Annotated in this window: 20 protein-coding genes and 2 pseudogenes; 10 read left to right on the top strand and 12 right to left on the bottom strand. The window is 60.2% G+C overall.

All coding sequences use genetic code 11. From position 1 onward, the window contains the following. The first annotated feature begins 23 nt into the window (after positions 1–23). Positions 24–2,726: a hypothetical protein gene (locus WH299_RS27055; protein ID WP_339551827.1), complete on the top strand. Its 2,703-nt coding sequence runs from the start codon at positions 24–26 to the stop codon at positions 2,724–2,726. Between the two features lie 80 nt (positions 2,727–2,806). Here the strand turns inward: WH299_RS27055 and WH299_RS27050 are convergent. Beyond that, a pseudogene (locus WH299_RS27050) lies at positions 2,807–3,200 on the bottom strand (thiol:disulfide interchange protein DsbG); the annotation flags it as partial. Between WH299_RS27050 and WH299_RS27045 the strand changes: the two are divergent. Next, positions 3,199–3,531: pseudogene (locus tag WH299_RS27045) on the top strand (phosphopantetheine-binding protein); the annotation flags it as partial. The pseudogenes WH299_RS27050 and WH299_RS27045 sit on opposite strands and share 2 nt — an antisense overlap. Positions 3,532–3,680: 149 nt before the next feature. Continuing rightward, complete coding sequence (locus tag WH299_RS27040; RefSeq protein ID WP_339551825.1) at positions 3,681–6,371, top strand: hypothetical protein; 2,691 nt, start codon at positions 3,681–3,683, stop codon at positions 6,369–6,371. A gap of 56 nt (positions 6,372–6,427) precedes the next feature. Here the strand turns inward: WH299_RS27040 and dsbG are convergent, their stop codons facing one another. The 3 genes from dsbG to dsbD are packed head-to-tail and all read right to left on the bottom strand — an operon-like array spanning position 6,428 to position 9,735. Then, positions 6,428–7,189 (bottom strand): thiol:disulfide interchange protein DsbG, encoded by a 762-nt coding sequence (dsbG, locus tag WH299_RS27035; RefSeq protein WP_339551823.1) that lies wholly within the window; start codon positions 7,187–7,189, stop codon positions 6,428–6,430. Next, positions 7,165–8,007 (bottom strand): TlpA disulfide reductase family protein, encoded by an 843-nt coding sequence (locus tag WH299_RS27030; RefSeq protein ID WP_028617289.1) that lies wholly within the window; start codon positions 8,005–8,007, stop codon positions 7,165–7,167. Before WH299_RS27030 ends, dsbG begins: the two co-directional genes overlap by 25 nt. After that, positions 8,008–9,735 (bottom strand): protein-disulfide reductase DsbD, encoded by a 1,728-nt coding sequence (gene dsbD / locus WH299_RS27025; RefSeq protein ID WP_323624204.1) that lies wholly within the window; start codon positions 9,733–9,735, stop codon positions 8,008–8,010. Between the two features lie 161 nt (positions 9,736–9,896). Between dsbD and WH299_RS27020 the strand changes: the two genes are divergently transcribed. The 5 genes from WH299_RS27020 to WH299_RS27000 all read left to right on the top strand — a co-directional run bounded on the left by WH299_RS27020 (position 9,897) and on the right by WH299_RS27000 (position 14,636). Then, positions 9,897–10,577, top strand: coding sequence for a response regulator (locus tag WH299_RS27020; RefSeq protein ID WP_323624203.1), 681 nt, complete (start codon positions 9,897–9,899; stop codon positions 10,575–10,577). Further along, entirely contained in the window at positions 10,574–11,896 is a 1,323-nt protein-coding gene (locus WH299_RS27015) for an ATP-binding protein (protein WP_028617286.1), read from the top strand. The genes WH299_RS27020 and WH299_RS27015 overlap by 4 nt, the downstream gene beginning before the upstream one ends. A 123-nt stretch (positions 11,897–12,019) precedes the next feature. Further along, on the top strand, positions 12,020–12,793 hold the full coding sequence (locus tag WH299_RS27010; protein WP_126570987.1) for an N-acetylmuramoyl-L-alanine amidase: 774 nt from the start codon (positions 12,020–12,022) through the stop codon (positions 12,791–12,793). A gap of 141 nt (positions 12,794–12,934) precedes the next feature. Continuing rightward, a complete protein-coding gene (locus WH299_RS27005; protein WP_339551820.1) occupies positions 12,935–14,329 on the top strand; it encodes an aspartate aminotransferase family protein in 1,395 nt (464 codons plus the stop codon). A gap of 82 nt (positions 14,330–14,411) precedes the next feature. Next, positions 14,412–14,636 (top strand): MbtH family protein, encoded by a 225-nt coding sequence (locus WH299_RS27000; RefSeq protein ID WP_339551818.1) that lies wholly within the window; start codon positions 14,412–14,414, stop codon positions 14,634–14,636. Between the two features lie 199 nt (positions 14,637–14,835). Here WH299_RS27000 and WH299_RS26995 read toward each other — a convergent pair whose 3' ends face one another. The 8 genes from WH299_RS26995 to minC form a co-directional block, all read right to left on the bottom strand. Continuing rightward, positions 14,836–16,173, bottom strand: a complete 1,338-nt coding sequence (locus WH299_RS26995; protein WP_126570985.1) for an amidohydrolase — start codon at positions 16,171–16,173, stop codon at positions 14,836–14,838. A gap of 17 nt (positions 16,174–16,190) precedes the next feature. Then, positions 16,191–18,356, bottom strand: a complete 2,166-nt coding sequence (locus WH299_RS26990) for a mechanosensitive ion channel family protein (protein ID WP_123474432.1) — start codon at positions 18,354–18,356, stop codon at positions 16,191–16,193. A 52-nt stretch (positions 18,357–18,408) separates the two neighbouring features. Then, complete coding sequence (locus tag WH299_RS26985) at positions 18,409–18,585, bottom strand: hypothetical protein (protein WP_010208820.1); 177 nt, start codon at positions 18,583–18,585, stop codon at positions 18,409–18,411. Positions 18,586–18,685: 100 nt separating this feature from the next. Beyond that, complete coding sequence (locus tag WH299_RS26980; protein ID WP_028617280.1) at positions 18,686–19,975, bottom strand: M18 family aminopeptidase; 1,290 nt, start codon at positions 19,973–19,975, stop codon at positions 18,686–18,688. Positions 19,976–20,170: 195 nt separating this feature from the next. Continuing rightward, positions 20,171–20,806 carry an RluA family pseudouridine synthase gene (locus tag WH299_RS26975; protein WP_005789965.1) on the bottom strand — a complete coding sequence of 212 codons (636 nt, stop codon included), beginning with the start codon at positions 20,804–20,806 and terminating at the stop codon, positions 20,171–20,173. Between the two features lie 97 nt (positions 20,807–20,903). After that, complete coding sequence (gene minE / locus WH299_RS26970; RefSeq protein WP_003175252.1) at positions 20,904–21,158, bottom strand: cell division topological specificity factor MinE; 255 nt, start codon at positions 21,156–21,158, stop codon at positions 20,904–20,906. Positions 21,159–21,161: 3 nt separating this feature from the next. After that, positions 21,162–21,974, bottom strand: a complete 813-nt coding sequence (gene minD, locus WH299_RS26965; RefSeq protein WP_003175251.1) for a septum site-determining protein MinD — start codon at positions 21,972–21,974, stop codon at positions 21,162–21,164. A gap of 166 nt (positions 21,975–22,140) precedes the next feature. Then, entirely contained in the window at positions 22,141–22,878 is a 738-nt protein-coding gene (gene minC / locus WH299_RS26960; protein WP_028617277.1) for a septum site-determining protein MinC, read from the bottom strand. 119 nt (positions 22,879–22,997) lie between these two features. Between minC and WH299_RS26955 the strand changes: the two genes are divergently transcribed. Both WH299_RS26955 and WH299_RS26950 read left to right on the top strand, forming a co-directional pair. Beyond that, the gene (locus WH299_RS26955; protein ID WP_123474430.1) at positions 22,998–23,933 is read left to right on the top strand and encodes a lipid A biosynthesis lauroyl acyltransferase; all 936 of its coding nucleotides are present in this window, start codon (positions 22,998–23,000) and stop codon (positions 23,931–23,933) included. A 30-nt stretch (positions 23,934–23,963) separates the two neighbouring features. Beyond that, positions 23,964–25,078: patatin-like phospholipase family protein (locus WH299_RS26950; RefSeq protein ID WP_339551816.1), on the top strand; the 1,115-nt coding region annotated here is incomplete at its 3' end.

Genomic DNA, 25,078 nt, shown 5'->3' with positions numbered 1-25,078 from the left:
CCTTGGAACACGGAGCTCATGTCATGGCTAAAGAGAAAGCAGCCCCTGAAACTACGTCAGATTCCGTCGAAGTAACGACGTCGAAACCGGTCAAACCCAACGTACTGGAAGTGGCGGCCCCCCTGATTTCCAGCAAAGTGGACGGAACGATTACCCCGCCCCGAATTCCAGGTTCGACCATGAAGGTCGACGCACGCATGGATGCCGGCGACATCACTTTTACGTTTGAAACAAAAGAGAAGCCTGGACCTCAGTTTGAACCCATTATTGATTCGAGCGGTGAATCGGGGGCGAGACAAACTGCTATTCCACAGAATTACTTGACGTTGGCCATGGGGTTCACGCTCCTCGTTTCGTATAAAGGGACCTCACAAGGCAAACCGGCGGAGTCCCTTGTCGAAGAAGCGGGTGTGTCGTTTTACTCTGCAGACGAAAGTGAAGCCCTGGCCCCTAGGTTGCATCACAGGAAAATTGTCCATAACACGCCTACCTACGACATGAAGGACCATGAGGGGGATGAGCAGGTTAATGTACCAGTCCCTTACCTTGCCAAAGCGGGAGACAAGCTTTACTGCACGATTGCCACTGAGCAGGACGCCGCTCGGCACGTTTTTTACCACTTGGTAACTGGTTATACGCTGACGGAGGAAGATGTGTCTGGGGGCCGTGTACTCCACTTCTTCATTCGACGTGGTTGGTTGGCGCGGCGCAAAGCCTGGAGGGTACTCACGATCCAAACCGGTTGGATCACAAGTGGATTACCGGCCGACGGCCCGGCTGATGTTCCTGCCCACCTGGAGACGCAACTACCGGCTAACGCTCTCGAAATCCAGTATCGCGATTCTGTCGCTTTGATTGTGGATCCCGGGATCGATAAACCGCCGCCACATCTGCGCCAGTCGGTGCTGTACAACCGCGAGTGGCACCTTAACCCCGCACTCACTAAAAACGGTGGGGAGGTCGATGTACCCAACCTGGACACCTATGCAGGCGACCATGTCTGTTTCACCTTGAGCGGAGCGGGCCACGACGCCAAGCCGCTCGGCTGTGTGACAATCGCCAACGACGGCGATATGGCGACCGTTGAACTGTCGGCCTGTGACATTGCGTGTTTCTTCAATAAAAAAATGACACTGTCCTACACCCTTGAATTCCCGAATGGTGAGGAGCCTCAGACATCACCCGAACAGGTCGTTAATGTGTCAGCGCCTGAGTTTCCCCATTCTGGCATTGAGCAGGCAACGGGCACTGTTCTGGACCTCAGGACGTTTGCTGGGGACGCAACCGCTCTGGTTCCGGTATGGGATTACGCAGAGTGTTCGAAATGTTGCTGGATGTGGATCACTGGTGAATATGAAGGCGGTACTGCCTACCGATTCGATGTTTTGGTGGGTGCGCCTGTTACAGACGAGTGGAAAGAGAGCGGAGTTGATGCGCCTATCCTAAGAGCAGACCTGAAAAAGCTGGCCGATTGCAGCGAGTTTAAGCTGCATTTTGCAGTGAGCTTTTGTGAGGCGATCGGGCTGGAGAACGCTCACGAGTTTCCTGCCCAGACGTTCAAAATCGAGCAGGAGCCTCTGGTCCTGACTCCGCCCAAGGTAACGGAGGCCGTGGGCACCAACTTGACGGCCTACAACGGGCGCCACGGCGTCCACGTCGAAGTGGATTATGTGGGTAACCAGTCCAAGCACTCCATCAGTGTCTGCTGGAAAAGACCGAATGGCACTTGCTGGCCGTTGGTATCGAAACCGGGCAGCTCCTCGGGAGCTGTCATCTTCGCACTGCCTGCGGAAGCAGTGATCGAGAGTATGGGGAAAACGGTGGAAATCGTTTACACCGTTGCGACCGCGTGTAAGGTGCAGACGTCTCCTCCGTTGAGTTTGGCGATCAGTCTTCCGGTGCGTCTAGAAACTCCGAATGCGTTGGAGGCCGTTCCGGCGAGGACTCAGAACGGTGTCTTGGACCTGGGGACTTTTACCGGAAATGCCAATTCTCTTGAAGACACGATGTGGTTTTTGCGGGCTGGTCATATCTGTTGGCTGGACGCAACTGGGACGAAAAAGGACGGCACGCCTTATTCTTTCCCTGTCTACGCGGCCAGGGTCATTACTGCTGGTGAGTTGACTGCGGGGGTGGCCGGTCCTCTATTGCGATCTGAGTTGGATAAGCTGGGAGACGCTACCCACTTGACCTTTGTGTTTAGAGTGGCGACGGATGGCAGTGCAAACAAAAGCAATGCTGTGGTCTGTCCATCAAGGGTGTTGATCGTGCGTGTCATCACGATGGTTACGGAAAAATTTGAGAATCTTGCGGGAGGCTATTACCCTGCGGGTACCGTTTTGAACACGCCGCTCATGACTGTCAGTCATAGCTCGGGGAACCTGGGTGTCCATGGTGCTGTCAGCAGCGAACCGGGTATGACGTCTGGAAACGCTATCGCTTTTTCCTGCACCGCAGGCGAGGGGCATTTGCCACGTCAGCAAGTAGTTTTTGCACTTAAAGCAGGCTACCAGCGGATAGAACTTGCCTACATGCGGCATGTTTATTACGGCAGGTTTGAGTACTTCAGTGCTTCGGGAGACAAGCTCGGCGAGCGCGTGCTTTCGGCAGGCTTTCCCATGAATAGTTGGGTTGATTTCTCAGCTCCAAGTGGGCAACTGATTACAAAAATCGTGGTGACCACAGAGCAGCACTCGTATACCGATAACTGGAGGCTCTACAGCTAAGTGTTGGATAGAGGCCTCCTTCCAGCATCAGAAGGAGGCTTCTATTTGATGAACAACCCCTTTGGCAGTAAACGGTGGCGCTATTTTGGCCCCATGATCTTGCCTAGTTTCTCCGGCGAAGGCGCACCCTGCTGTTGCTGCAACCCCCCCTTGTCATCCAGATAGAAAATCGCTGGCGTCGCCGACAACTCCAGCTCATCTATCAACTTCATATTCCCATCAAGCTTGGCCTCGATATTCGCCGGAATCTTGTCGAGTGCCTGCAACTTGCTGCCCTTGCCGGCTGCTTTTTTCCATCTTGGCCCAGACTTCCTTGGCCATCGGCGCGTACACCAGTTTCTCCAGCGGCGCGCTGCTCAGGTCGTTGCCCTGGGCGTCGTACAGGTTGCCGGCGATCACGCTTTTGCCGTCGGCGATCAGGTACAGGGCCATGCCACGGTTCTGGTATTGCGCGGCGTAGCCGGTGAGGCCACTGGAGATCGGCCAGTTGCAAAGCCACGACTACCTGGCGCCGTGCAACGAGCTGGAAACCACCTTGGCCGCGATCTGGGCCGAAGTGCTGAAGGTTGAGCGGGTAGGGGTGCAAGACAACTTCTTCGAACTGGGCGGGCATTCGCTGCTGGCCACGCAGATTGCCTCGCGGGTGCAGAAGACCTTGCAGTGGGATGTGCCGCTGCGGGCGATGTTCGAGTGCAGCACGGTGGCGGAATTGGCTGAGTACATTGATGGGCTGGCGGCCAATGAGATCAGTGCCGAGAAGGTGGATCGGTTGAGTGATTTGATGGCGGAGTTGGAGGGGTTGTGAGAGGGCCATTGGTCGGTCAATGCCTGGTTTTGCGTCAGAACTGTCAATTCTGACAGTAGGCGCAAGAATGGAAAAAGAGCTCACTAAAGGGAGAAACCTCGGTTTCATGCTGGCCGAGGTTTCTCCCCCTTTAAAATGGAGTTCTTGTCATGGCTAAAGAAAAAGCACCGACTACAGCCGAAACTGCCTCAGATCCCGTCGAAACCCAATCTCCAAAACCGCTCAAGCCCAAAGCGCTGGACGTTGCTGCTGCTCAGATTTCGAGTGAGGTGGACAGCACCGTCGTTCCCTCTCGAATGCCAGGTTCTTACCTGACCGTTGACTCACGCATGGACGGTTCGCCCATCACCGTTAGGTTCAGTGCAAAGGAGGCGCCTGAGCTGGTACTCGAGGATATTGTGGACTCAAGCGGTCAGTCAGGGGCGAGGGAGATAGCAATCCCTTTGGATTACTTGACCAACCTTATGGGGTTTACAGCCCTCATTTCATATACAGGGAAAGCGCAAGGGCAGGCAGCGCAATCATTGGTCAAGGAAGTGGGGATATCGTTCTACCCAGCAAGTGAAAGCGACAACCTTGCACCCTACTTGTTCCACGAAAAAATTGTGCATAGCACGCCGACCTATGACATGCACGATCATACAGGCGATGAGACGGTCCTGGTGCCGGTCCCACCTCTTGCCAAGGCGGGTGACAAGGTCTACTGCACTGCGGTTACCGAGCAGGACGTTGTGCCGTACACCTTCTATACCGTGGTTTACGGTTACGTATTGAGTGCTGAAGAGGCCGTTGCGGGGCACGTACTTCGCTTCTCTATCGCACGTGGCTGGCTGGCGCGGCGTAAACCATGGGGGTCGCTGACCCTTCAATGTGCCTGGATCACAAGTGGCTTGAAGGCCCAGCCTCCCGCTGAGGTCGATCCTCACCTCGAGACCCGCCTGCCGAGAAACGCCCTGGAGATCCAACGTCGCCGCAGCGCCGCGTTGATTGTGGCGCGAGGGCTGGACTTGCCCGCTCCCCATCTGCGGCAGTCGGTGGAGTACAACGGTGGGTGGCACCTCAATCCCGAGCTCACGAAAGAGGGGGGCGATGTAGACGCTCCCGGGCTGGAGACCTATGCAGGTGACCGAGTCTGTTTTTACGTGAGCGGGCCGGGATATGGGCAGAAACCGCTAGGTTGCGTGGCCATTGAAAATGACGGGGATCCGGCATCGGTCAAACTATCGGCGTGTATCGTTGCATGCTTGTTCAATAAGTCGATGACGCTGACCTATACCCTTGCATTCACCGAAAGTGAACAGCCATCACCTGATCGCGTCGTTAACGTCTTGGCGCCTCAATTCGAACGTGCGGGGATTGAGGAGGCCACTAACCATACAGTGGACCTGCGTACGTTTTCAGGGGACGCGACGGCTACAGTGCCTGCATGGGCCTATGGTGAATGCTCGAAACTTTGCTGGATGTGGATCACGGGCAAACGGGAAGACGAGAGTGATTTCAAGTTTGATATTTTGATGGGTGCACCGGTTACGGATGACTGGAAGAAGCATGGTGTCGATACGCTGGTCTCCAGGGTCGATTTGCAGGAACTGGCCGATTGCAGTGATTTTGAACTGCACTTTGCGGCAAGCTTTTGTGAGGCGAGTGATCTGGCGAACGCTCAAGCGTTTCCTGTTCATGGTTTCAATATTGAGCAGGAGCCCCTGGAGCTGCTCGAGCCCAGTGTGACCGAAGCGGTGGGCACTGACCTGACTGCCTGGAATGGGCGCGACGGTGTCCATGTCGAAGTGGATTACGCCAGCAACCCCAAGCACAGCATCAGCGTCTGCTGGAAAAAGCCGGATGGTACTTGCTGGCCGCTGGCTGCCCAACCTGGCAGTGAGAGGGTCTTCTTCGTGCCACGGGAAGCGGTGATCGAAAGTATGGGCAAAACGGTGCAGATTACTTACACCGTGACTACCGCGTGCAAGTTGCAGACGTCACTGCCGTTGAACTTGGCGATCACTGTCCCGGTTCGGTTGCCAACTTCGGAAGTACGAGAGGCAGTTCCGCCAGCTATCGATGGTGGTGTTTTGGATATTAGGACTTTCAACGGCGATGCCCATATCACGGTCAATGATGAACGCTTCGAGAAAGCATGGTGGTTCGCACTGGCAGGGCAACGTGTGTGGTTGCGAGCTGTCGGAACATTGAAAGGTGGGCAGGCTTACACGATCAATGTGTATCAGGATCAGGGCAAAGTCGTTACCGATGAAGAAGTGAGTACGGGACTTCAGGGTATCTTGAAACGCAGCGAGCTTGAGTTGTTGAGAAGCGGTAGTTCCTTGACCCTTACTTGCAAGGCTACGACCGATGGCAGTACGCAGGAAGCAGACGCAGTGGTGTTCCCTACGCGGGAGTTGATAGTGCGCTTGCCGCTAGACGATTTCACACCGTTTTCGAACGGTTGGAACAGCTGGATTGCCGGGTGGGCAGCCCAGGGTGAGATGCGCAGTGCGTATTACTTTGGTAAGTACTGCGTGGCCAATGGCACTGAAAGTGCTGCTGCAGTGGGTGTTGTTCTTTATAAGGACTTCACGGGACTTGATATCGGTAGAACCTATGAGTTCAGCATTCTTGGCTGCACATACAATGGTGAAGCGCCAATGCCAAAGTTGCTGCTGGTAGCCGGTGGGAGGGGGATTACAGGCGTTACAACATTCTCTTCTATGAGTTGGACACCATTGAGAGGGACTTTTGTTGCAACGGCGGCATCAATTCGGCTCGAGATCTTCAGTTACGAGCCGGAAGGGGCCACGGGCAATGATTACGGGATTACCGATATTCGAGTGCGTGAATAGTCTAAAGGCAATTTTGCGTTGAGAAATGCTCCTGCCCATGGCAGGAGCATTTTTTATTACTTCGGCCCAAGAATTTTCACCAACTTCTCCGGCGAAGGCGCCCCTTGCTGTTGCTGCAACCCACCCTTGTCATCCAGATAGAAAATCGCCGGCGTCGCCGACAACTCCAGCTCATCCATCAACTTCATATTCCCATCAAGCTTGGCCTCGATATTCGCCGGAATCTTCTCCAGCGCCTGCAACTTGCTGCCTTTGCCAGCGGCTTCATGTTCTTCCAAGGCCTTTTGCGGGTCCTTGGCGGCGAACAGCGCGGCGGATTTGCCTGGGCTGTCTTCGCGGATGATGCCGACCATGATGTGGCGCAGCTGCACTTTGCCGGCCTTTACCCACGGCCTAGCTTGTTCCCAGAACATGTTGCAGTAAGGGCAGTTGGGATCGCTGAACAGGTAGACGATGCGCGGGGCTTTAACGTCGCCGTCCTGGATCCAGCTGCTTTTTTCCATCTTGGCCCAGACTTCCTTGGCCATTGGCGCGTACACCAGTTTTTCCAGGGGCGCGCTGCTCAGGTCGTTGCCTTGCGCGTCGTAAAGGTTGCCGGCGATCACGCTTTTGCCGTCGGCGGTCAGGTACAGGGCCATGCCACGGTTCTGGTATTGGGCAGCGTAGCCGGTGAGGCCGCTGGGGGCGTCGAACTTGCCGAGGATCTTGGCGCCCTTGGCTTCGATCTGTTTGATCGGCGCCGGCCAGTCTTCGGCCTGGGCCAGGGTGGCCGCAAGCGTCAGCGGCAGCGAGATCAACAGGTGGCGGAGGCTTGGCATGTCGGTTTCCTTATTGTGGCGTCGAAGGGTTCCATGGCACGGGCCAGGCTGGCCTGGGACAGTTCACCGAGGTGGCTGTTGATCAGGCGCCCATCGGCTTGGTAGAACAGGGTGGTCGGTAAGGCCATCGAGCCAACGGCCTGGCCGAGGCGGCCGCTGGCGTCGAATAGCACGTTGTCGAGGGTCAGGCCTTGAGTGGCGAGGAAGGTGCTGACGCTCTGCATGCTTTCGGCTTGGTTGACGAACAGGAAGGTCACGTCGGGGCGTTGATGCTGGGCACGTTCCAGCACCGGCATCTCGCGACGGCACGGCGGGCACCAGGTGGCCCACAGGTTGATCACCAGCGGGCCGCCTTTGTAATCGGCCAGTTGCACCACGTCGCCATTGGCGTTGCGCAAGGTGATGTCCGGCAGTTGCGAGCCTTTGTCGTAGAGGCTCAGGGACAAACTGGTCAGGCCCCAGAACACCAGGCCGGTGATCACCCCGGCGCCCAGCGGCTTGCGCAGGGCCGGGCGGCGCCAGCCGTAGAGCAGCGCACCCAGGATCAGCGCGATCACACCCGGCCAGGCGAGGAAGCCGCCGTCGCGCAGGTCGACCATCTGTAGCGGGGCGTGGCTGTAGTCACTCCAGTACATCAGCACAAAGCTGACGCGGGCCACCAACATGCCCAGCAGGAACAGGCTGAACAGCACCGATTCCGGGTTTTCACCACCACGCTTGGCCACGCGCCAGCCCACCAGGGTGGCGAGAATCAGCGCACTGATCAGCAGGATGTGATTCAGGGCGATGGCGAAGGTGCCGATGGTCAGGGTCAGCATTCAGAGGGCGTCCCGTGTTTGCGTCCAGCGTTGCAGGAAGGCGGCGGCATCCACTTCGCCAGTGATGCGTTGGGCACGGCGTTCTTCACCGTCCGGGCCGATCCACACGAAGCTCGGAGGGCCGGGGACTTTGTAGCGGCCGAGCAGCTCACGGCTGGCGGCGTTGTCGGCGGTGACGTCCAGGCGCAGCAGGCGTACGTCTTTCAGGGCAGCCATCACCTCGGGTTTGCCGAACACCTGTTTTTCCATGATCTTGCACGACACGCACCAGTCAGCGTAATAGTCCACCAGCACCCACTGGCCTTGGGCCTTGGCGCTGTCGAGCTGGCTTTGCAGCACGGCGGGGTCGCTGATGGTCATGAAGGCGTCGTGGGCGCTCGGCGCGGCGGCGGTCCGCGAACCGCTGTAGACCTTCAACGGTTGCCACAGGTCATCGCTGCCACCGGCTGCGCCCACCACCAGTACCGCTCCCCACAGGCCGAGCACCAGGGAACCGGCGCCAAACACCTTGGCGGCCAGGCCGTATTCGCGGGCCAGGGTCCAGCCGCAGTAGGCCATCACCAGCGCGAGCGTGCCCCACAGGCCGATCCACAGGCTTTCATCGAGCACCGGACGGATCATCAGCACGGCGGTGCCGAGGAACAGGAAGCCGAAGATGCCCTTGAGCACATTCATCCAGGTGCCTGGCTTGGGCAGGAAGCGATTGCCCACGGTCACCAGCAGCAACAGCGGAATGCCGATGCCGATGCCCATGGCGAACAGGATCAGGCCACCGTGCAGCGCATTGCCGCTCTGGGCGATGTACAGCAGGGCGCCGGCGAGTGGCGCGGTCATGCACGGGCCCACCAGCAGGCCGGACAGAGCGCCGAGAACTCCCGCGCCGACCAGGCTGCCGCCGCTTTGCTGGCGGCTGACGTTGTCCAGGCGGTCACGCAGGAAGGCCGGCAGTTGCAGTTCAAAAAAGCCAAACATCGGCAAGGCGAGGATCACGAACAGCGCAGCGAAACTGCCGAGGATCCATGGGGTTTGCAGGAGCGCGGCGAGGTTGGCGCCAAGCAACGCAGCCAATACGCCGAGCGCGGCATACACCAGCGCCATGCACACGACGTAGCTGCTGGCCAAGGCAAACCCGCGACGCGGGCTGGCGCCACTGCCTACCACCAAACCGGCGAGAATCGGCAGCATCGGCAATGAACACGGGGCAAAGGCCAACAGCAGTCCCAAGCCAAAGAAAATCAGCAGGCTCCAACCCAGGCTGCGTTGTTGCAGGCCACTGGCCAGACTCTGATCCTGAGCTTCGGCGGTCGCAGCGACGGCCGGGTTGCCGCCCAGGTCCACGGTGATCGACTGCGGCGGATAGCACAGGCCCGCATCGGCACAGCCCTGCCAGCCGAGCTTGACCTGCCCGGTAGTACCGGCCGGGATCTTCACTTCCAGGCCCTGGCGATACACCTCCTGGTCGCCGAAGAATTCATCGCTATGCGCCTCGCCTTGCGGCAACGCGGGCTTCTCGGCCAGGCCATCGAATTTCATGCGTTGCTTGTACAGGTAATAACCGTCGGCAATCTGCCAGTACAGCTGGGTCTCGCCACTTTCAAGACGTTCGGAGGTAAAGGTGAAGGCTTTGCCCACCGGCAGGAAGTCGGGTTTGGTCTCAAACGGATTGCCCGGCGCGGCCTGGGCGAATCCCGCGAACAACACCAGCAGAAAGGTAAACAGATGCCGCATGGTCAAGCCTTAGTTCGATGCAAGTAGGCACACAATGTGTGGCGTTGATTAACCGATGATTAACCACGGCTATTCTAGATTGAGTGTGGGGTGTTTAGCGGCATAATCTGCGCTTAATCCGCTGCCCCTTTAATCTCCCCATCTTTCATGAAGGGTTCACCATGCACGTACTGGTCTGTGAAGACGACAAACTGATCGCCAGCGGCATTGTGGCCGGCCTCACCGCCCAAGGTTTCACCGTCGAACACGTGGCCACGGCGGGTGCTGCGCGCGCGATGCTCAGGGCGGCCACGTTCGACATCATGGTGCTCGACCTCGGCCTGCCGGACGAAGACGGCCTCAAGCTGCTGCAGCAACAGCGCAGCCAGGGCCTGGAGATTCCGGTGCTGATCCTCACCGCGCGGGATTCGGTGACCAACCGTGTCGACGGCCTGCAAGCCGGCGCCGATGACTACCTGCTCAAACCCTTCGACCTGCGCGAACTCGCTGCCCGCCTGCAAACCCTGCTGCGTCGGGTGGCGGGGCGCAGCGTCAACCTGATCGAGCATGGCCGCCTGGCCTACGACCCCAGCAGCCGCGAGACCTTCCTGGGCGGCGAGCCGGTGGACCTGTCGCGCCGCGAACAGGCGCTGTTGCAAGCCCTGCTGCACAACAAGGGCCGGGTGCTGTCCAGTGAACAACTGAAGGACAGCGTCTACGGCTTCAACGACGAGTTGGAAAGCAACGCCCTCAACGTGCATATCCACCACCTGCGGCGCAAATTGGGCAATGGTATTGTCGAGACCGTGCGCGGCCTGGGCTATCGCCTGGGCCCTGCGGATGGGGGCGAGGACGCATCGTGAAAAGCCTGCGCCTGCGCCTGACGTTCAAGCTGGGCGCCGCTTTTGTGTTGATCTGGGCCCTGGCGGCAGCCTGGATGCTCAACGATCTGCGCAACCAGATGATGTTCTCCCTCGACCAACGCCTGGTGGCATCGGCGCGCATGGTGGCGGGGCTGACCGAGCAGATGCCGGGCCTGGCCAGTGTCAGTGGCGGCGCGCATTTCCATGGGGCACAACTCAACGTGCCGGGTGGCATGGCGTGCCAGGTCAGTTCGTTGCGTGGCGAAGTATTGGCGCGCAGTCATGCCACGCCGGATGAAGGCCTGGAATCGCGCCAGAGTGGCTTTCGTGATCAGGTGATCGATGGGGTGAATTGGCGCAGCTTCACGCTATCCCGTGGCGACCTGTTGATCACCACCGCCGACCGTCAGGTGGAGCGTGAGGCGTTGAACCTGTCGATTCTGCTGGCCGCTTCGGTGCCGGTGGGTGTGGCAATGCTCGGCTGTCTGTGCCTGTTGTGGCTGGGCATCGGTCAGAGCCTGCTGCCGCTCAACCGCATGCGTGACGCTCTGATGCGGCGCAGTGCGGACTCCCTGGAACCGCTGCAGATCCACCCATTGCCCAGCGAACTCAAGCCACTGCTCGACACCCAGAACCAACTGTTGCAACGCATCGCCAAGACCATCGAGCGCGAACGCCGCCTGACCGGCGACGCCGCCCATGAACTGCGCAGCCCGTTGACAGCGATCAAGACCCACCTGCAAGTGGCGCGCATGACCGACGGCGCAGCCCGCGACCAATCCCTGGCCCACGCCGAGGAAGGCGCTGACCGCCTGCATCGCACCCTGGAGCAATTGCTGCTGCTGGCGCGGGTGGAGGGCAACCTGTCATTTGACGATGGCATGCACTCCAGTGCCGAGGACGTGGCACGGCTGGCCATCCAGGATGCCAATGCCGGTGATAACTCGCGCATCGACCTGATCCTGCCGGATAACCTCTCGGTTACCCCGGTGGAAATGCCGGTGGGCCTGGCGGTTGCGGCCCTGCGCAACCTGCTGGACAACGCCTTGCGCCACACGCCGGCGGACACGCGGGTGGAACTGCGCGTATTGATCGAGGCGGATAACGTGGTGTTCTGCGTGCGTGACCACGGCAAGCAGATTTCGCCGGAGGACCTGCAATACCTGACCCAACGCTTTTGGCGCAATGGCAACAGCGAAGGCTGCGGGCTGGGCCTGGCGATCGTGCAAGCGATCGTGCAGCGCTGCTCCTGCTCCTTGAAGTTCGACAGCCAGCCGGATGGCCTGCGCGTCGAATTGGGCATGCCGCTGCGGCGCTGATTACTTTTCTTTCAAGTGCCACATAGTTACCGCCCTCCTGAGGATCAAGCCTTCAGGATGGCGGTAATTTTTTGCGCTTGAGCGGGCTGAACGACTCGGCCTGTATTGAAAAGGACGGTTCTTATGTTGGTCATCGATACAAGCTTCCCTGCCAAAGGCTTCAACGAGCGCAACGGCGAACCCGTGCGGCAGGTGATCGTGCATTACACAGCGGTGCCTTTTGGCTCCTCCCTGCGCACCCTGACCCAGGACGGTGTGAGTGCGCACTACCTGCTGCCCGACCCAGGCGATCCCAGCTACCGCGCCGCAGGCTATGAGGAGTTGCGGGTGTTTCGGTTGGTGGAAGAGGACAAGCGCGCCTGGCATGCCGGGGCGAGCCACTGGGCAGGTCGCGACAATCTCAACAGCCGCTCGATTGGCATCGAAATCGTCAACCTGGCACTGGATGACGACGGGGTGTTCACCTTTCCAGCCTATGGTGAAGAACAAATCCAGGTGTTGATTGCTCTGGTGCGCGACATCCTTGGGCGTTATCCACAGATTGGACCTACCGACATTCTCGGGCATTCGGACGTGGCGTTCAGCCGCAAGAGTGATCCGGGGCCGCGTCTGCCATGGCGGCGCTTGCATGACGCCGGAGTGGGGGCCTGGTTTGATGACGCGACCCAGGCGATGTATCAACGCCGCTTCTGCCTGGGGTTGCCGTCGGAAGTCGAGGTGGAGCGTGCGTTTCAGCGCTATGGGTATGCGCCTGCAAAGAATCGGCAGGGGTTTGAACAGCGCACGCGAGCGTTTCAGATGCACTTTCGCCCGGGGGATTATTCTGGGCTTATGGACGCGCAGACCTGCGCGATTCTTTATGCGTTGAATGAAAAGTACCACGGGCTGTGCGGTTGAGGGTTTTTCGCGACCGGAGGAGTAAATCCTCCTGATGCTGGTGCGTTTCCAGAACAGGAAATCCGTGCGCATGCCCCTTGGGCCAGACGCCAGCGGATCGGCAGTTTGGTCACCATCATCAGCGTATTGAGGGATCGAGAAATGTCAGTCGCTACCAGCCGTATCGAAGACGCCCCGGTGCAGGAAACGCTTTACCAGTTCGACGAAACCCCGCTGCTCGCCCGCCAGCGCCAGCAGGAATCCAATGCCCGCAGCTACCCGCGACGCATCCCCCTGGCGCTTAAGCGCGCCAAGGGCCTCTACGTGGAAGACGTGGAAGGCCGCCGCTTCATTGACTGTCTGGCCGGTGCGGGCACTTTGGCGCTGGGGCATAACCACCCGGTGGTGATCGAGGCGATCCAGCAAGTGCTGGCCGATGAATTGCCCCTGCACACCCTGGACCTGACGACGCCGGTCAAGGATCAGTTCGTACAGGACCTGTTCGGCTTGTTGCCGCCCGCATTAGTGCGGGAAGCGAAAATCCAGTTCTGCGGACCTACTGGCACCGATGCGGTGGAAGCTGCATTGAAGTTGGTACGCACTGCCACTGGCCGTAGCACGGTGCTGTCCTTCCAGGGTGGTTACCACGGCATGAGCCAAGGCGCTTTGAGCCTGATGGGCAGCCTGGGGCCGAAGAAACCCTTGGGTGCCTTGCTCGGCAATGGCGTGCAGTTTTTGCCATACCCCTACGACTACCGTTGCCCGTTTGGCCTGGGTGGCGCGGAGGGCGTGCGGGTCAACCTGCATTACCTGGAAAACCTGCTGAATGATCCGGAAGCGGGCGTGCTACTGCCGGCGGCGGTGATTGTCGAGGTGGTGCAGGGCGAGGGCGGTGTGATTCCGGCGGATCTCGACTGGCTGCGTGGCCTGCGCCGTATCACCGAGCAGGCGGGCGTGGCGTTGATCGTCGATGAAATCCAGAGTGGTTTCGGTCGTACCGGCAAGATGTTTGCTTTCGAACACGCCGGCATCATCCCGGATGTGGTGGTGATGTCCAAGGCCATCGGCGGCAGCCTGCCACTGGCGGTGGTGGTGTATCGCGACTGGCTCGACACCTGGCTGCCGGGCGCCCATGCCGGGACCTTCCGTGGTAACCAGATGGCGATGGCGGCGGGCTCGGCGGTGATGCGCTACCTCAAGGACCACGACCTGGCCAGTCACGCGGCGGCCATGGGCGAACGCCTGGGCGAACACCTGCGCATTCTGCAACGCGACTTCCCACACCTGGGGGATATTCGCGGTCGGGGGCTGATGCTGGGTGTCGAACTGGTGGACCCAAATGGCCCACTAGACATTCAGGGTCATCCGCCTGTGCATCGCCAACTGGCGCCGTTGGTACAGCGTGAATGCCTAAAGCGCGGCTTGATCCTGGAACTCGGTGGTCGGCACGGCAGTGTGGTGCGTTTCCTGCCGCCGCTGGTGATCACGGCGGCTGAAGTCGACCAAGTGGCGGACATCTTCGGACGTGCGTTGGCGGCGGCGGTCGCCAACCTCTAATTTTTTGCAGGCTTGGTACGTTTTTACAGATATCAGTGCTGCGCACGGTGCGCAGCCAGCCTTTTAGCGATGGAGAACAGCAATGACCTCAGTATTTGACCGCGACGACATCCTGTTTCAGGTAGTGGTCAACCACGAAGAACAGTATTCCATCTGGCCCGACTACAAGGCCGTTCCGGAAGGCTGGCGCACCGTGGGCAAGAGCGGCGTGAAGAAAGAATGCCTGGCCTACATTGAAGAAGTCTGGACGGATATGCGTCCGTTGAGCTTGCGCCAGAAGATGGACGGGGCTGCGCTCGCGGGCTGAGTCGGGGGGGCCTACTGTGGTGAGCGAGCTTCTGTGGTGAACGAGTTTCTGTGGTGAGCGAGCTTGCTCGCGCTGGAGTGCGAAGCGCTCCCGGCTTTTTAGGGGCTGCTGCGCAGCCCCGCGCGGGGCAAGCCCGCTCACCACAGGTCAAGCCCGCTCGCCCGCCAACCCTGCCCACCACAGGAAACCATCTCGGCGGTTAGTTGGTATAGAGATAATCTGTCGCCAACGACGCCAACGTCCTCACCCCCACCACCAACGCCGACTCATCCACAAAGAACCCCGGATTGTGGTTCGGCGCCGCCTTGCTCATGTCCTGATCCCTCGGCGTCACCCCCAGGAACACAAACAGCCCCGGTGCCTCCTTGGCATAAAACGAGAAGTCCTCAGCACCGCCCACCAGTGGGCCCTGTACCACATCATCCTTGGCCGCCCAACGCAGGCTCGGTAGCATCTTCTCGGTCAGCGCCGGGTTGTTGATGGTGGGATCGTACTTCTCGATGATGGTGACTTCGGCCTTGGCGCCGCCGCTTTCGGCGATTTTTTCCACGGTCTGGCGCACGTCCGCGTGCAGTTTCTGACGGATACCGTAGTCGTAGGAGCGAATGGTGCCAGTCATATCCACCGACTCCGGAATGATGTTGTAACGCGTGCCGCCATTGATGGTGCCGATGCTCACCACCGACGGGAATGACGAGATATCCGTGCGGCGGCTGACCACGGTCTGCAGGCCGACAATGGTCTGCGCGCCCACGGTGATCGGGTCGATGCCGTCCCAAGGGCGGCCGGCGTGGGTCTGTTTGCCGAGGATCTTGATGCGCAAATCGTCCGAGCTGGCCAGGGTCGGTCCAGGACGGTAGGCAATCTGCCCGGCGGGCACACCGGCCCATACATGCAGGCCGAACACCGCGTCCGGTTTGGGCGCCTTCATCACACCTTCCTGCACCATCATTTTGGCGCCCCAGGTATTTTTGCCGTCGGGGATGAAGTCGCTCGGGCCTTCCTCGGCCGGTTGGAAGTAGAACACCACAGTGCCCGGCAGGCGTTCGCGCATACCGGTCAGGATTTTCGCCGTGCTCAGCAGGATGGCGACGTGGGCGTCGTGGCCGCAGGCGTGCATCACGTCGACTTCCTTGCCCAGATAGGTCCCTTTGGCTTTGGAGGCGAAGGGCAGGTCGGCGACTTCCTTCACCGGCAGCGCGTCCATGTCGGCGCGCAGGGCCACGGTGGGGCCGGGGAGGGCGCCTTTCAGTACTGCAACGACGCCCGTACGGGCGACGCCGGTTTTTACCTCAAGGCCCAGGTCGCGCAGTTGTTTCGCAACCAGTTCGGCCGTGCGGATTTCGGTGTTGCCCAATTCCGGGTGGGCGTGGATGTCGCGTCGGGTTTCCAGCAGCGCCGGCTCAAGGGCTTTTGCCTGGGTGGCAATTTCCTCACGGGCGCTGTCCTGGCCGCTGCTGGCGGCAATCACGGCACTGCTGGCAACGGCGCACAGCGCGCCGAAAACCCACGGTTGTGTCAGACCGGTTAAACGCATAAGGACCTCTCCTGAGTTTATTGTTGTTGATCTTTCTCCTGCACAGTACCAGCGGTTACTACCTGCACGCTCAGGCGCGGCGTAGCCAGGTCCAGCCCGGCCTCGTCCAGATGACGCTTGAGGGACAGGTTGAACGCCCGCGACACTTCCCACTGCTTGATCGGTGCGGTCTTGAATCGCGCGCGCAGGATCGCGCTGCCCGACTCGAAGCTCTCCACGCCTTGAATCTCCAGCGGTGACCAGATATTGCGGCGCTGCAGCGGATCGTTGCGCATTTTCTGGCCGACATCGCGCATCAGCTTGATGGCGTCGTCAATCTCCATGTTGTAGGGGATGGCCACGCGGAAGATCGCGTAGCCGAACTCCCGCGAGTAATTCTTGATGCTCTTGATCTCGCTGAACGGGATGGTGTGCACGATGCCGTCGATGTCACGCAGGCGCACGGTGCGGATGGTCAGGCCTTCGACGGTGCCGAGGTGACCACCGACATCCACGTAGTCATCGATGGCCAGGGAGTCTTCGATGATGATGAACAGGCCGGTGATCAAGTCCGCCACCAAGGACTGTGCGCCGAAACCGATGGCCAGGCCGATCACACCAGCACCCGCCAACAGCGGCGTGACGTTCATGCCCATGTTCGCCAGGGCGACGATGGCGGCGATGATGAAGATGGTCACGAACAGCACGTTGCGGATCAGCGGCATCATGGTCTGTGCACGGGCATTGGCCAGGCCTTTGCGCGAGCGGGTGAGGGCGTGATGAATCGCGGTGTCGCTGAGGATCCAGATCAACCAGGCAAACAGCAGGGTCCCGGCCAGCCCGAACAGCTTGACGCTGACTTCATGGCCGTCGCCTTCGGTAAAGCGGATCAGCGACAGGCCCCACACCCGCAGGCCCAGCTCGATAAACACCAGCCATACGATAAGGTGGGCCAGGGTGTAGACGAAGCTCTTCAGGCGTTCGGAGTACAGCGCATGGCGCTTGTGCCCGCGTTGCGGCTTGAGGGAGTGACGCCGTACCAGGCCGTTGATCACCATGCACAACACCAGCAGCACCGTACACAACAGCGACTGACGCAATGCCGTGCTGGTATCGCCAGCAGAGACAAAGGTGGCGAATAGCGAAATGCCTACCAGCAGCAAAGCGGGGATATACCAGAAGGAGCCGATGATTTCGATGGTGTCGCTGAGGGCGCGGCGTGTGAGGCGGCGTGACAGCGGCTGGTTGCGAATCAGGTGGGCGATGGGCCGGCGGAAACGCAGGATGAACACGCCAGTGGACAACGCCGCCATCACATTGGCGACGGTCGCGGCGGTATGGGACAAGTGTTGCCCAAGTGCTGCGACCAGTCGTGGGTCGCTCAGGGCTTCACCGAAGGCGGCAAAACTGCCGATCCACCACAGTGGGCGGAAAGCTTGGTGACGCAGGATATACAGCGCTCGATGGCGATGCGGGCCGTCGAGTACCGAAAACGCAATCACGCAGATCGCCGAGAAACAGGTGCCGACCACCAGTGCGTAGGCCAACACCATCGCCAGGGATTTGCCCAGGGACGAGGGCAGGGCGTAGCTCAGGTACACGGTGATCACCAAGGCGATCAGCCATGGGCCGAGTTTACGCAGGGCAAAACGCACCATGTCCCAGGTACGCGGGTGTTGCGGCAGTTCTTCGGGCAGGCCGAAGCGTTCGCGCACGCGGTGACTGAGCCAGATCAGCGCCGCGGCGAGTAGGCTCCACACGGCAAGGATCAGGGCAAAACCGAAAATGATCGGCAGCCATTCGTTGGCTGGCAGCATCAGCGCACTGAGTTCTTCTTTGGCCAGGTCGATTTCATTGGACCAGCGCCCCAGCGGGCTGTCGGCCCCAGAGAACTGCGCTTCCAGGTTCGCCAGGGTGCCGCCGATCAACCCCAGCACGCCTTCTTCCGCGGCCGGTTGAGCTTTTTTCGTGGCTTCGCGCAGCTTTTTCAGGTCACTCAGCAATTGGGTACGTTGCTGGTCGTTTTCCAAGGTCTTGATCACCTCGTCCAACGACTGCCCCAGCGGCACTTCGGCCTGGGGCTGGGTCTTGTTGGTGTTGCCGAGCAAGCCGGGCAAGCCCACGGCGTGGGCAGGTGTCAGCGGCAGCAGCGTCAGCAGGGCGATCAGGCAGTAGCAGGGCAGGGCAAACAGACGGGAAAGCACGAGGCGGTCAACCTTGGAAACGACGAGTTGACCGAGTGTACGAGTGCAATCGTCATTCAGCCAGTTTTGCGAGGATCTTGTACACCACGGTGCCCAGGATCAGCAGCATGCCAATCCACATGCCAAACACACCGAGGGGCTTGTCACGGAAGTTGAAGCCCACGGCGAGCATGATCATGCCGATCAGGATCGGGATAAGCATGGCGTGGAAGGAGGACATGGAGATCATAGTGCGACAGCCTTGTCGGAGTGGGAATACTGACAAGTCTAGGTCGGTTTGCAGGAAGTGGCGTTGATGTGTATCAGAAACACATCAACGCCATGCCACATCAGGGCAAGTCGCGGCTCGCGTAGAACGCGCCCAGCACCTTCACCAGATGCGCCAAATCATGGCTACCGCACAGTTCACGAATGGAGTGCATGGCAAACGTCGGCAGGCCGATGTCTACGGTGCGCACGCCCAGATGGCTGGCGGTGATCGGGCCGATGGTAGAGCCGCAACCCATGTCGCTGCGCACCACGAAGCTCTGCACCGGTACTTCCTGGGCCATGCACAGGTGGCGGAAGAACCCGGCGGTTTCGCTGTTGGTGGCGTAGCGCTGGTTGCTGTTGACCTTGATCACCGGGCCGGCGTTGAGCTTGGGGCCGTGGTTGGCGTCATGCTTCTCGGCGTAGTTGGGGTGCACGCCGTGGGCGTTGTCCGCAGACACCAGCAGGGATTTCTGAATGGTGCGTACGAACTCATCCCCTTCCGGCAACAGGCGACGCAGGGTCTGTTCCAGCATCGGGCCATCGGCACCGCACGCCGAGCAGGAGCCGACTTCTTCGTGGTCGTTGCACACCAGTACGCAGGTTTCTTCGCTGTCGCTGGTGAGCAAGGCTTGCAGGCCCGCGTAGCACGACAGCAGGTTATCCAGGCGTGCGCCGGCGATGAAGTCGCCGTTCAGGCCGATAACCGCAGCGCTTTGGGTGTCGTAGAAGCTCAGCTCATAGTCGAGCACCACATCGGCGTTCAAGCCATGTTCCCGTGCAAGCTGCTCGGTGAGCACGGCGCGGAAGTCCACGCGCTCGTCACCGGCAAATTGCGCGAGGATCGGCGGCAGCTCGGTCTGGGCATTGATCGCCCACCCCTGGTTGGCTTCACGGTTCAGGTGAATGGCCAGGTTGGGGATGATGGCGATGGGCAGCTTGAAGTCGATCAACTGGCTTTCGACCTTGCCGTCACGGCGGAAGGTTACGCGGCCAGCCAGGGACAGGTCGCGGTCGAACCACGGCGCCAGCAGCGCGCCGCCGTAGACTTCCACGCCCAGTTGCCAGAAGCCCTGGCGTTGCAGCTCAGGCTGGGGCTTGACCCGCAGGCACGGGCTGTCGGTGTGGGCACCGACCAGGCGGATACCGCCCTGCAACGGCGAATGGCGGCCGAGCTTGAAGGCGATGATCGAGGAATCGTTGCGGGTCACGTAGTAGCGACCGTTGGCCTCGGTGGTCCAGGTCTCGCGCTCGTCGAGACGCTGGTAACCGGCCGCTTCCAGGCGCTGGGCCAGGGCGGCAGTGGCATGAAAAGGAGTAGGGGAGACCTTGAGGAAGTCGATCAGGCCTTGATTCAACGCTTCGCGCATAAATAGCTCCAGACAGCAGTGCGCGGAGTTTACCGTATTGGCTCGCGATTTGGCGTGAAGCTACCTTCTTGAGCACCACACAAACTACTGTGGGAGCTGGCTTGCCTGCGATAGCGGTGTATCAGCCAATACATTTGGCACAGATAGACCGCTATCGCAGGCAAGCCAGCTCCCACATTGAATGCATTTGCAGCGTTAGAACGGCGCAGGGCATTCGAAGCGCAGACGCTCGCCGCTTTGCGGATGGGTGAAGCTCAACATGCTCGCGTGCAGGCACAACCGCGGCCAGGCAGCCAAGGCTTGTTCGTGGGCATACAGGCCATCACCCAGCAACGGGTGGCCGATGGAGAGCATGTGCACACGCAGTTGGTGCGAACGCCCGGTGATCGGCGTCAGCTCTACGCGGCACCAGTCGCCACAGCGTTCCAGCACTTTCCAGAAGGTCAGCGCATGCTTGCCGAACTCGTGGTCCACCACGTGGCGCGGCTTGGTCGGCGGGTCGTAGCGCAGGGGCAGGTCGATGCTGCCGCTGTCCAGTTCCGGTTGGCCCCAGGCCAGGGCGGTGTAGGCCTTTTCGGTTTCACGGTCGTGAAACTGGCGGGACAGTTCGCGGTGGGTGTCGGCGTCACGGGCCAGCAGGATGATGCCTGAGGTTTCCCAGTCCAGGCGATGGACGATACGGGCTTCCGGGTAGCCGTTTTCCTGCAGGCGGGTGATCAGGCAGTCCTTGTTGTCGTCGGCGCGGCCAGGCACCGAAAGCAGCAGGGTGGGCTTGTTCACCACCAGGACGGCGTCGTCCTGATGCAGGATATGAATGTTGGACAGCGGCATTAAACAGCCTCGTAACAAACGCCAACGGCGGCTCGCCCACCCGGCGCCCAAAAAAGGGATCAGGGTGAACGAGCCGCCGTGGCGGCCGCCTGTTCGATCAACGATCAGGCAGGGTGATATTGAGTTCCAGAATCGAGCAGCTGCCGTCATTTTCCAGGGCGACATGCACGTCATCGTTGCCGATATTGACGTACTTGCGGATCACCTCGACCAGTTCCTTCTGCAAGGCTGGCAGGTAGTCCGGTGTACTGCGTTGGCCGCGTTCGTGCGCCACGATGATCTGTAGACGCTCTTTCGCTACCGACGCGGTACTTGGCTTTTTGTTGGCGCGAAAGAAGTCGAGAAATTTCATTGTTTAGTTGCCTCCAAAGATACGCTCGAAGAATCCCTTCTTCTTGACATCGAGGAAGCGGTGTTCCACGGTCTTGCCCAGCAGGCGATCGACGGCATCGCTGTACGCCTGGCCGGCGTCGCTCTGGTCGTCAAGAATCACCGGAACACCCTGGTTGGAAGCCTTCAGGACGGCCTGGGATTCTGGAATCACGCCCAGCAGGGTCACGGCGAGGATTTCCTTCACGTCTTCAACGCCAAGCATTTCGCCGTTGCTGACGCGCTCCGGGTTGTAGCGGGTGAGCAGCAAGTGCTCCTTGATCGGGTCCTGGCCTTCTTCGGCGCGCTTGGATTTGCTGGCCAGCAGGCCCAGCATGCGGTCCGAGTCACGTACGGAGGAGACTTCCGGGTTGGTCACGACGATGGCTTCATCGGCGAAGTACATGGCCAGGTGAGCACCGGTTTCGATACCGGCCGGCGAATCGCAGACCACGTATTCGAAGGTTTCCTTCAGCTCGGCCAGGACTTTGCCTACGCCTTCTTTGGTCAGCGCGTCTTTGTCACGGGTCTGGCTGGCGGCCAGCACGTACAGGTTCTCAAGGCGCTTGTCCTTGATCAGGGCCTGTTGCAGGTTGGCTTCACCGTTGACCACGTTGACGAAGTCATACACCACGCGGCGTTCGCAGCCCATGATCAGGTCGAGGTTACGCAAGCCGACGTCGAAGTCGACGATAACTGTCTTGTGGCCGCGCAGCGCGAGACCGGTACCGATAGCGGCGCTGGTGGTGGTCTTACCCACACCACCCTTGCCGGATGTAACCACGAGAATCTTGGCCAAGGTGTTTCACCCCTAAGGAAAAAGGACATTTCGGTCCCTGAAAAACATCTCTTGGAACTCGCTGCAGGCGGACAGCCTTGTAGGAAAAAATAATTCCTACATAAGTAATGCCGGTTTCGCTGTGCTATCAGAGTCTAGAGATGCTTGGAAAATGCGGCAGTATCCGTTAAAGACGGATGATGTTCAACACATCGCCCGACAGGTTGACCTGCACCGAAGCCCCCCACAGCGGATCACGGCGCAAATCTTCTGAAACCTTGTACTGGCCTGCGATGGACACTAGCTCAGCGGTCAACTGCTGGCAAAAAATACGGGCCTTGGTATCACCCTTGATGCCGGCGAGGGCACGTCCGCGCATCGGGCCGTATACATGGATGTTGCCATCGGCGAGAAGTTCCGCCCCTGGGCTGACCGAAGAGATCACCACCAGGTCGCCGCCCTGGGCGTAAATCTGCTGGCCGCCCCTTACGGGCGAGGTGATGATCTTTGTAGGCTTGATCGCAGGCTCCGGTGGCTTCTCCGGTTTTTTCTTCTCTTCACCGACCAGTGGTTCAAGCGGACGTTCGCGCGCGCCGGACGGTGGCAGTACTGGCAGTTCAATGGCGATCGCTGCAGCAATGTCTTCGATACGACTGGCGCGAATCGCCAGGGTACGCAGCCCGTGGGAGCGGCAAACACGCATCAGGCCGGGCAGGTCGATGACGCCTTGGCCCGCGGGCAGTTTGTCCAAGGCCAGCACCAGCGGGGCATTGTTGAAAAAGTTGGGTGCCAGGGCGACTTTGGCGGCGAGCTGGCGGTCCAGGGCGTCGAGGTCGTTACGGGCGAGTTCCAGCACGGTGATGGCGAGCATGCTGCCTTTCAGCTGGAACACGGGATCTTGGTCTAGCGGTTCGGTTTGGCTCATGGTCGGCAAAAGCGGCTTGTCACGAAAAGTGTCGAGACTTATAACGAGAACACTCACCCGCCGCAAGCCGAGTCGAACCGTTGTAGAATGCGCGGCCCTTGTCTTTACCGGAATCTGTAATGGATCGCCCGCGTTTTCGAGCTGTATTTTTTCACCCGCGTTTCTGGCTGTTATGGCTGGGGCTCGGGCTGCTGTGGCTGGTCACCCAACTGCCCTACCGCGCGCTGCTGACCATTGGTCGGCTGCTGGGCGCCGGCATGTACCGCGTGGCCGGCGAGCGTCGCCGCATCGCCGCACGCAACCTGGAACTGTGCTTCCCGGAAAAATCCGCCCAAGAGCGCAAACACTTGCTCAAGGAAAACTTTGCCTCCACCGGCATCGCCTTCTTTGAAATGGCCATGAGCTGGTGGTGGTCGCGCCAGCGCCTGGCGCGGCTGGCCCATGTCGAAGGCCTGGAGCACCTCAAGCAGGCCCAACTGGACGGCAAGGGCGTGATCCTCATGGCCCTGCACTTCACCACCCTGGAAATCGGCGCCGCGCTACTGGGGCAGAAGCACACCATTGATGGCATGTACCGCGAGCACGGCAACCTGTTGTTCGACTACATCCAACGCCGTGGCCGCGAACGCCACAACCTCGACTCCCTGGCCGTGGAGCGCGAAGACGTGCGCGGCATGCTCAAGCTGCTGCGCGCCGGGCGTGCCATCTGGTATGCACCGGACCAGGACTACGGCGCCAAGCAAAGCATTTTCGTGCCGCTGTTCGGCATCCAGGCCGCCACCGTGCCTGCCACCAGCAAGTTTGCCAAGCTGGGCAAGGCGCTGGTGGTGCCGTTCACCCAGCAACGCCTGGCTGATGGCAGCGGTTATCGTCTGGTGATCCACCCGCCGCTCGCCGATTTCCCTGGCGAGAGCGATGAGGCTGACTGCTTGCGCATCAACCAGTGGGTCGAGGTGTCGGTGCGTGAATGCCCTGAGCAATACCTATGGACCCATCGCCGCTTCAAGAGCCGGCCGCCGGGTGAGCCTAAGCTGTACGAAAAACGCCGCCGATAAGACAGACATTTCCCCACATGGAGTGACGCAATGCGCCCAGCTGAACCGGTTACAGGCTTGATTCTTTCCGGCGGCGGGGCGCGAGCGGCGTATCAGGTGGGGGTACTGGCGGCGATTGCCGAGCTGTTGCCGCCGGGGGCGCCTAACCCGTTTTTAGTGATCGTCGGCACGTCGGCCGGCGCGATCAACGCGGTGAGCCTGGCCAGTGGCGCTACGGACTTCAGGGCCGCGATCCAACGTCTTACCGCGTTCTGGCAGGGTTTTCGCAGTCATCTGGTGCTGCGCAGTGATTGGCCGGGAGTGATTCGCCAAGCGAGTCGCTTCTTTATCCACAGCCTCCTCGGTCTTGGCGCGCAGGTGCCGGTGGCGCTGCTCGACAGCACGCCGCTGAAAGCGCTGCTCAAGGAAAAGCTGCACTTGCCTGGCATCGATGAAGCGATTCGCACCAAACATCTGCATGCGGTGGCGGTGACCGCCTTCGGCTACGAGTCCGGCCACGCAGTGACCTTCTATCAGGGCGGCGGCACTATCGATGCCTGGTTGCGCCACCGTCGTATCGGCATGCCCACTCAATTGACGGTTGAACACCTGCTGGCCAGCTCCGCGATTCCCTTGCTGTTCGCCCCGGTCAAACTTGACCAGGAGTATTTCGGTGATGGCGCCGTGCGGCAATCGGCGCCGATCAGCCCGGCGTTGCACCTGGGCGCCAGTCGTGTGCTGGTGGTCGGCGTCAGCGGCAACCCGCGCGGCAATGAACCGGCGGCGCAGCGTACCTACACCGGCCAGGAGCCGACTCTGGCGCAGATTGGCGGGCACATGCTCAACAGCACGTTCATTGACAGCCTGGAAAGCGATATCGAGTTGCTGGAGCGCTTGAATCAGTACAGCCACGCCGCGCCTGGCGTGGCGGCGGTGGAAGTGCTGGTGATTGCACCGAGTCAGCCAATCGACGAAATCGCGGCACGGCACCGTCAGGAATTGCCGGCGGCACTGCGCTTGTTCTTGCGTGGGCCGGGGGCGACCAAGACGAGCGGGGCGGGGGTATTGAGTTACTTGCTGTTCGAGGCGGGGTATTGCAGCGAGTTGATCGAGCTGGGGCGGCGGGACGCGCTGGCCAAGCGTGAAGAGTTGTCGCGGTTCCTAGG

It is taken from the genome of Pseudomonas sp. MYb541 (assembly GCF_037479595.1).
Taxonomy (GTDB): Bacteria; Pseudomonadota; Gammaproteobacteria; order Pseudomonadales; family Pseudomonadaceae; genus Aquipseudomonas; species Aquipseudomonas canadensis.
Note: the sequence above shows the minus strand (reverse complement) of the source record. Positions and strands in the feature narration are given on the sequence as shown.

Coding starts and splice junctions, on each gene's coding strand:
- WH299_RS27055 (WP_339551827.1), top strand. CDS start 24: ATGGCTAAAGAGAAAGCAGCCCCTGAAACTACGTCAGATTCCGTCGAA.
- WH299_RS27040 (WP_339551825.1), top strand. CDS start 3,681: ATGGCTAAAGAAAAAGCACCGACTACAGCCGAAACTGCCTCAGATCCC.
- dsbG (WP_339551823.1), bottom strand. CDS start 7,189: ATGCCAAGCCTCCGCCACCTGTTGATCTCGCTGCCGCTGACGCTTGCG.
- WH299_RS27030 (WP_028617289.1), bottom strand. CDS start 8,007: ATGCTGACCCTGACCATCGGCACCTTCGCCATCGCCCTGAATCACATC.
- dsbD (WP_323624204.1), bottom strand. CDS start 9,735: ATGCGGCATCTGTTTACCTTTCTGCTGGTGTTGTTCGCGGGATTCGCC.
- WH299_RS27020 (WP_323624203.1), top strand. CDS start 9,897: ATGCACGTACTGGTCTGTGAAGACGACAAACTGATCGCCAGCGGCATT.
- WH299_RS27010 (WP_126570987.1), top strand. CDS start 12,020: ATGTTGGTCATCGATACAAGCTTCCCTGCCAAAGGCTTCAACGAGCGC.
- WH299_RS27005 (WP_339551820.1), top strand. CDS start 12,935: ATGTCAGTCGCTACCAGCCGTATCGAAGACGCCCCGGTGCAGGAAACG.
- WH299_RS27000 (WP_339551818.1), top strand. CDS start 14,412: ATGACCTCAGTATTTGACCGCGACGACATCCTGTTTCAGGTAGTGGTC.
- WH299_RS26995 (WP_126570985.1), bottom strand. CDS start 16,173: ATGCGTTTAACCGGTCTGACACAACCGTGGGTTTTCGGCGCGCTGTGC.
- WH299_RS26985 (WP_010208820.1), bottom strand. CDS start 18,585: ATGATCTCCATGTCCTCCTTCCACGCCATGCTTATCCCGATCCTGATC.
- WH299_RS26980 (WP_028617280.1), bottom strand. CDS start 19,975: ATGCGCGAAGCGTTGAATCAAGGCCTGATCGACTTCCTCAAGGTCTCC.
- WH299_RS26975 (WP_005789965.1), bottom strand. CDS start 20,806: ATGCCGCTGTCCAACATTCATATCCTGCATCAGGACGACGCCGTCCTG.
- minE (WP_003175252.1), bottom strand. CDS start 21,158: ATGAAATTTCTCGACTTCTTTCGCGCCAACAAAAAGCCAAGTACCGCG.
- minC (WP_028617277.1), bottom strand. CDS start 22,878: ATGAGCCAAACCGAACCGCTAGACCAAGATCCCGTGTTCCAGCTGAAA.
- WH299_RS26955 (WP_123474430.1), top strand. CDS start 22,998: ATGGATCGCCCGCGTTTTCGAGCTGTATTTTTTCACCCGCGTTTCTGG.